The sequence below is a fragment of the Bacillus sp. JJ1764 genome (assembly GCF_036962145.1).
GTDB lineage: Bacteria > Bacillota > Bacilli > Bacillales > Cytobacillaceae > Neobacillus.
Genome location: NZ_JBALNY010000072.1, coordinates 39,027 through 45,917, shown reverse-complemented (window position 1 = coordinate 45,917; position 6,891 = coordinate 39,027). Strand labels below are relative to the sequence as shown.

The 6,891-nt window shown below is 39.8% G+C and carries 6 protein-coding genes and 1 pseudogene; all 7 read left to right on the top strand.

The features are described 5' to 3' along the window. A pseudogene (locus V7083_RS11945) lies at positions 1 to 78 on the top strand (ABC transporter permease); the annotation flags it as partial. 30 nt (positions 79 to 108) lie between these two features. Further along, positions 109 to 933 carry a MetQ/NlpA family ABC transporter substrate-binding protein gene (locus V7083_RS11940; RefSeq protein ID WP_335477943.1) on the top strand — a complete coding sequence of 275 codons (825 nt, stop codon included), beginning with the start codon at positions 109 to 111 and terminating at the stop codon, positions 931 to 933. A 373-nt stretch (positions 934 to 1,306) separates the two neighbouring features. Continuing rightward, complete coding sequence (gene sufC / locus V7083_RS11935) at positions 1,307 to 2,092, top strand: Fe-S cluster assembly ATPase SufC (protein ID WP_335477941.1); 786 nt, start codon at positions 1,307 to 1,309, stop codon at positions 2,090 to 2,092. Positions 2,093 to 2,110: 18 nt separating this feature from the next. Continuing rightward, positions 2,111 to 3,418 carry a Fe-S cluster assembly protein SufD gene (gene sufD / locus V7083_RS11930; protein WP_335477940.1) on the top strand — a complete coding sequence of 436 codons (1,308 nt, stop codon included), beginning with the start codon at positions 2,111 to 2,113 and terminating at the stop codon, positions 3,416 to 3,418. Continuing rightward, a complete protein-coding gene (locus V7083_RS11925; protein ID WP_335477938.1) occupies positions 3,415 to 4,644 on the top strand; it encodes a cysteine desulfurase in 1,230 nt (409 codons plus the stop codon). The genes sufD and V7083_RS11925 overlap by 4 nt, the downstream gene beginning before the upstream one ends. Further along, positions 4,634 to 5,074: a Fe-S cluster assembly sulfur transfer protein SufU gene (gene sufU / locus V7083_RS11920; RefSeq protein ID WP_335477936.1), complete on the top strand. Its 441-nt coding sequence runs from the start codon at positions 4,634 to 4,636 to the stop codon at positions 5,072 to 5,074. The genes V7083_RS11925 and sufU overlap by 11 nt, the downstream gene beginning before the upstream one ends. 51 nt (positions 5,075 to 5,125) lie before the next feature. Continuing rightward, positions 5,126 to 6,523 (top strand): Fe-S cluster assembly protein SufB, encoded by a 1,398-nt coding sequence (gene sufB, locus V7083_RS11915; RefSeq protein WP_335477934.1) that lies wholly within the window; start codon positions 5,126 to 5,128, stop codon positions 6,521 to 6,523. Positions 6,524 to 6,891 lie beyond the last annotated feature (368 nt).

Below are 6,891 nucleotides of genomic sequence, written 5' to 3'. Positions count from 1 at the left end.
ACCGTATTTATTTTGATCATAGTTTTTATCATCCAATTTGTTGGTGATAAGATCACAAGATTAATTGATAAAAGATAAAAGATAAAACATAAATATCAGGAGGAAAAAATGAAAAAATTATTCGTTTTCGTATCAGCATTATTAGTTATCTTTTCACTTGCAGCCTGCGGGAAAAACAATGCTTCTGAGAGTAAAGAAACAACATTAGTAGTAGGGGCATCGCAAGTTCCCCATTCTGAAATCCTTAAAAAAGCCAAACCCCTTTTAAAGAAGAAAGGTATTGATCTTCAAGTTAAAGTTATCAATGACTATGTGACACCTAACAAAGCTTTGGCATCTGGTGATCTTGATGCAAACTTTTTTCAGCACGTCCCTTACTTAAAAAATCAAATGGCAAAAAATAAAGATTTTGATTTTGTTAATGCTGGCGGCATTCATATTGAACCAATTGGTGTATATTCTAAACGCTATAAAAAGTTATCAGAGCTTCCAGATGGTGCAACGATTATCATGAGTAACTCTGTTGCTGACCATGGCCGCATGCTTTCCCTTCTTGACCATGAAAAATTAATCACTTTAAAACAAGGTATTGATAAAACAACTGCTAAAGTAGAAGATATTGCTAAAAATCCAAAAAATCTAAAATTCAAAACGGATGTAGAAGCTGCGATGCTGCCAAAGGTATATCAAAATGACGAAGCAGATGCAGTCCTAATCAACACAAACTATGCACTACAAGCGGGACTAAATCCAATGAAGGACGCAATTGCACTTGAGGGGAAAGAATCACCGTATGTAAACATTATTACTGTTCGTAAAGGTGATGAAAACAAAAAAGCAATCAAAACCCTTGTCGAAGTCCTTCACTCTAAAGAAATTCAAGACTTCATTCTTGAAAAATACAAAGGTGCGGTTGTTCCTGTATCTGAGTAATATATTAATAGGAAGAAATACATCTGGAAAGTCAGTGGAATCCACTGGCTTTTCTTTTTACATGAATCCAAACTGATTGGTAAAAAATAGACTGTATTGCTCCCGAGTCTATTCATTGAAAAAAAAACAACAAATAAGGTATGATTTTTATCGGGCTTGTTTTTACATAAAACAAATTAGGCTGAATTTTCAAACTATAAGTTACTTTGATTCTCATTTAGAATTAAATCAGTGAAAATATAAAATAGTTATTAACACATAAAAGTTGATAATAGATTTCATTTGTTATAAGATTGTAATGAGAATAGATTGAGAATGCAGTTATTTTCCAATAGGGTTCAAAAGATACAAAACATTTTTCGGAGGTATAAAAATGGCTGGATCAACTTTAACAATCAAAGATCTGCATGTTGCAATTGAGGGGAAAGAAATTTTAAAAGGTGTAAACCTTGAAATAAAGGGCGGAGAAATTCACGCGATCATGGGACCTAACGGAACAGGTAAATCTACTTTATCTTCCGCCATCATGGGACATCCAAAATATGAGGTAACAAGCGGCAGCATTACACTTGATGGAAAAGATGTACTTGAAATGGAAGTGGATGAGCGCGCTCGTGCGGGTCTGTTTTTAGCGATGCAATACCCAAGTGAAATTAACGGCGTAACCAACGCTGACTTTTTACGTTCTGCCATCAACAGCCGCCTTGGGGAAGGCAATGAGATTTCATTAATGAAATTCATCCGTAAAATGGATAAACAAATGGAATTTTTAGAAATGGATCTTGATATGGCACAGCGTTATCTGAACGAAGGCTTCTCTGGCGGGGAGAAAAAGCGAAATGAAATTTTACAACTAATGATGCTTGAGCCTAAAATCGCCATCCTTGACGAAATTGACTCAGGTTTAGATATCGATGCATTAAAAGTAGTTTCAAAAGGTGTCAATGAAATGCGCAGCGAAGAGTTTGGCTGCTTAATTATTACCCACTATCAACGTCTATTGGACTATATCACTCCTGACCATGTGCATGTCATGATGCAAGGCCGAGTTGTTAAATCCGGCGGACCAGAGCTTGCACAGCGCTTAGAAGCGGAAGGATATGACTGGATCAAGCAAGAGCTTGGAATTGAAGATGAAACAGTTGAGCAAGAAGCGTAAGCGGTTAGGAGGATTAACATGACAACAGAAACAAAATTACCGTTTGATAAGGGGTTTGTGAGTTCCTTTTCCAAGGAAATGAATGAGCCTGCATGGTTGGCCGAGTTTCGTCTTAAAGCGTTGGAGCAATTTGAAGAGCTTCCAATGCCAAGACCAGATAAGACGAAGATTGATAAATGGAATTTCACACAATTCCAGCAGCATACTGTAAAAAGCTCAGGGTTTGCTTCGCTCGAAGAACTTCCTGAGGCAGTAAAGTCATTAGTCGATCTGGATAATCAAAATTTATATGTACAACGCAATCAATCCTCGGCTTACTTATCATTGTCTGAAACCTTGAAAAATCAAGGAGTCATTTTCACAGATATTTTTACAGCTGCAAGAGAGCATGGGGAATTATTGAAAAAATATTATATGACTCAAGCAATCAATGCTGATGAGCATCGTTTAACAGCTCTTCATGCCGCGCTTGTGAACGGCGGGGTTTTTCTATATGTTCCAAAAAATGTAGAAGTTTCTGAGCCAATTCAAACAGTTTTCGTTCATGACCATGAAGATGCCAATTTATTTAATCATGTTATTGTGGTAGCAGATGATAATAGCTCCGTCACATACGTAGAAAACTACATTTCCACGGTGGAAAACTCAAATAGTTTAATGAATATTTTAACCGAAGTCGTGGCGAATACGAATGCAAGGGTTCAGTATGGTGCTGTTGATCACTTGGCAAAAGGGGTTACAACGTATGTAAATCGCCGCGGGGTGGCCGGCAGAGATTCCCGTATTGATTGGGCACTTGGCCTAATGAATGAAGGGAATACTATTTCCGAAAATACAACTAACTTACTTGGTGACGGCTCTACTGGTGATACGAAAACAGTGGTTGTCGGGCGTGGCGAGCAAACGCAAAACTTTACCACAAAGGTAGTGCACTTTGGAAAACACACACAAGGCAATATTTTAAATCATGGTGTTGTAAAAGATAACTCAACCTTAATTTTTAACGGCATTGGTAAAATTGAACACGGAGCATCCAAATCAGATGCTGAACAAACATCCCGTGTCTTGATGCTTAGTGAAAAAGCACGTGGGGATGCCAACCCAATTCTTTTAATAGATGAAGACGATGTAATGGCAGGACATGCCGCTTCTGTCGGACGCGTGGATCCGGTTCAACTTTATTATCTGATGAGCCGTGGGATTCCAAAACGTGAAGCAGAGCGTTTAGTCATTCACGGATTCCTGGCACCTGTGGTTAAACAACTTCCAATTGAAAAGGTAAAAGAACAATTAACGGAAGTTATTGAAAGGAAAGTTCGCTCATGAATATAAGCGATATTCGCCAACAGTTTCCCATTTTAGACCAGGAAGTAAATGGTCATCCGCTTGTTTATTTAGACAGTTCGGCTACTTCTCAGAAGCCGATTAAAGTCATTGAAACAATAGAAGATTACTACCGCGGATACAATTCGAATGTCCATCGCGGTGTGCATACACTAGGAACAAGAGCAACGGATGCTTACGAAGGCGCTCGTGAAAAGGTTCGTAATTTCATTAACGCAAAATCAATTCAGGAAGTGATTTTTACAAGAGGAACGACAACCTCTCTAAATACGATCGTGCACAGCTATGCGGCTGCAAACCTGAAGCAGGGCGATGAAATCGTCATTACGTACATGGAGCATCACAGCAATATTATTCCGTGGCAGCAAGTAGCTAAACGAACTGGGGCACAGCTGAAATACATTCCGCTGCAGGCGGATGGCACGATTTCTTTGGAAGATGCCAGAGCGACGATTACTCCAAATACAAAAATCGTCTCCGTAATGCAAGTATCGAATGTACTTGGCACCATTAATCCAGTGAGGGAAATCGCTCAAATCGCCCATGAAAATGGTGCGATCATGGTGGTGGACGGTGCGCAAAGTGCTCCCCACCTGAAAATTGATGTTCAAGATTTGGATTGTGATTTCTTTGCGTTTTCCGGTCATAAGATGTGCGCTCCAACAGGAATCGGTGTGTTATACGGCAAAAAGCATTTGCTTGAGAACATGGAGCCGATTGAGTTTGGCGGCGAAATGATTGACTTTGTACAATTGTACGAATCAACTTGGAAAGAACTTCCGTGGAAGTTTGAAGGTGGTACTCCGATTATTGCCGGTGCAATTGGTCTTGGTGCAGCCATCGACTTTTTAAATGAAATTGGTTTGGATCAAATTGCTGAGCATGAGCACAAGCTTGCGGCATATGCTTTAGATAAAATGTCTTCTATTGAAGGCATCACCATTTATGGTCCACTGGATGCAACTAAGCGTGGCGGACTAGTCACTTTTAATATTAACGATGTTCACCCGCACGATGTCGCAACGGTTCTTGATGCAGAAGGAATCGCTGTCCGTGCCGGACATCACTGCGCACAGCCACTGATGAAATGGCTGAACGTGTCAGCAACGGCTCGTGCTAGCTTTTATTTATACAATACGGAAGAAGATATTGATAAACTCGTTGAAGGGCTTGTCAAAACAAAGGAGTATTTCAGCGATGTCTTCTAATAATTTAGATGCATTATACCGAAGAGTGATTATGGACCATTATAAAAACCCACGTAACCGTGGAATATTAGAGGATGGTAACCATACGATTAATATGAATAACCCAACTTGCGGTGACCGCATTCAGCTAAGCCTAAAAGTAGAGGACGGAATTGTCACCAATGCAAGATACGAAGGAGAAGGCTGTTCCATCTCGATGTCGTCTGCCTCGATGATGACACAAGCTATTAAAGGAAAAAAAGTTGAAGAAGCGTTAAAGCTTGCAACGATTTTTTCTGATATGATTCAAGGAAAAGAATTCGATGATAATATCGATTTAGGCGATATTGAGGCACTTCAAGGTGTTTCCAAATTTCCTGCCAGAATTAAATGTGCCACATTAGCGTGGAAGGCGATGGAAAAAGGATTGAAGGAAGACGGACAACAATAAAACGCTGGGGCTGTTCCGAGCCTCGGTTGTTTATGAAGGAGGATTACGACGATGGCAAAAAAGATGCCTGAAATCGGTGATTATAAATATGGCTTTGCTGATAAAGACGTTTCCATCTTCCGCTCAAAACGCGGCTTAACACGCGAGATTGTGGAAGAGATTTCAAAAATGAAGAGCGAACCACAATGGATGCTTGATTTCCGTTTAAAATCGCTTGAGCATTTTTATAACATGCCAATGCCACAATGGGGCGGAGATTTAAAGTCATTAAATTTTGATGAAATTACCTACTATGTAAAACCTTCTGAGAAATCCGAGAAATCTTGGGATGAGGTACCAGAAGAAATTAAGGCCACATTCGATAAGCTTGGTATTCCGGAAGCTGAGCAGAAATATCTTGCTGGTGTATCTGCTCAGTACGAATCTGAGGTTGTATACCACAACATGAAGGAAGATCTAGAAGCACTAGGTATCGTCTTCAAGGACACTGATTCCGCGCTTCGTGAAAACGAAGATATCTTCCGTGAGCACTGGGCAAAAGTGATCCCGCCAACGGATAACAAATTTGCAGCATTGAACTCAGCTGTATGGTCTGGCGGTTCTTTCATTTATGTTCCACCAGGCGTGAAAGTGGATACTCCATTACAGGCGTACTTCCGCATCAACTCCGAAAACATGGGACAATTCGAAAGAACCTTGATCATCGTTGACGAAGGTGCGCATGTACACTACGTTGAAGGTTGTACAGCTCCAGTATATACAACAAACTCACTTCATAGTGCCGTTGTAGAAATCATTATCAAAAAAGGTGCATACTGCCGCTACACTACTATCCAAAACTGGGCAAATAACGTTTACAATCTCGTTACCAAGCGTGCGGTTTGTGAAGAGAATGCCACAATGGAATGGATTGACGGGAACATCGGTTCAAAATTAACGATGAAATATCCAGCTGTTATTTTAAAAGGCGAAGGTGCCCGCGGTATGACATTATCCATTGCGATTGCCGGTAAAGGTCAGCATCAGGATGCTGGTGCGAAAATGATTCATTTGGCACCTAACACGTCTTCCACGATCGTGTCGAAGTCAATCTCTAAACACGGTGGTAAAGTAACGTACCGTGGTATCGTACACTTTGGACGTAAGGCAGACGGAGCCCGTGCCAACATCGAGTGCGATACGCTGATTATGGATAACCAATCTACATCAGATACCATTCCATTTAACGAAATCCTAAACGACAACATTTCACTTGAGCACGAAGCCAAGGTTTCCAAAGTGTCTGAAGAGCAACTCTTCTACTTGATGAGCCGTGGAATTTCCGAACAGGAAGCAACTGAAATGATCGTCATGGGCTTCATCGAACCATTCACTAAGGAACTTCCAATGGAATACGCCGTTGAGATGAATCGTTTGATCAAGTTCGAAATGGAAGGATCTATTGGATAACCTTTATTTTATCTATGTTTAACGAGGCATTAAATGGGCTTTGCCCGTTTTTTGCCCGTTTTATTTTTTTAAAGATATTTTGGGTAGGTTTAAAGTATCATTTTTAATTTTATTAGTAACATGTAGATACGTGTCGGCAGTGACTTTGATACTGGTATGTCTAAGTCGCTCGGACACGTATTTTATATATTCTCGAACAACATTCGTTCTTGAATTAAATTAAAAAACGGCATATCAAGAACGGGTTAAATAATTATGCTAAGTGCTTGCCATAAATCAAATTAGGCAATTGTTAAAATATTTAGTGGTACATAAAAAAACTTGGTTAATTTAAACCAAGTTTAAGAAACAGCTTTTAGTCACTAAAC

What these genes read in the sequence shown, in the direction of transcription:
- sufU (WP_335477936.1), top strand. Translation starts at nt 4,634, where the DNA reads ATGTCTTCTAATAATTTAGATGCATTATACCGAAGAGTGATTATGGAC.
- sufD (WP_335477940.1), top strand. Translation starts at nt 2,111, where the DNA reads ATGACAACAGAAACAAAATTACCGTTTGATAAGGGGTTTGTGAGTTCC.
- sufC (WP_335477941.1), top strand. Translation starts at nt 1,307, where the DNA reads ATGGCTGGATCAACTTTAACAATCAAAGATCTGCATGTTGCAATTGAG.
- V7083_RS11940 (WP_335477943.1), top strand. Translation starts at nt 109, where the DNA reads ATGAAAAAATTATTCGTTTTCGTATCAGCATTATTAGTTATCTTTTCA.
- sufB (WP_335477934.1), top strand. Translation starts at nt 5,126, where the DNA reads ATGGCAAAAAAGATGCCTGAAATCGGTGATTATAAATATGGCTTTGCT.
- V7083_RS11925 (WP_335477938.1), top strand. Translation starts at nt 3,415, where the DNA reads ATGAATATAAGCGATATTCGCCAACAGTTTCCCATTTTAGACCAGGAA.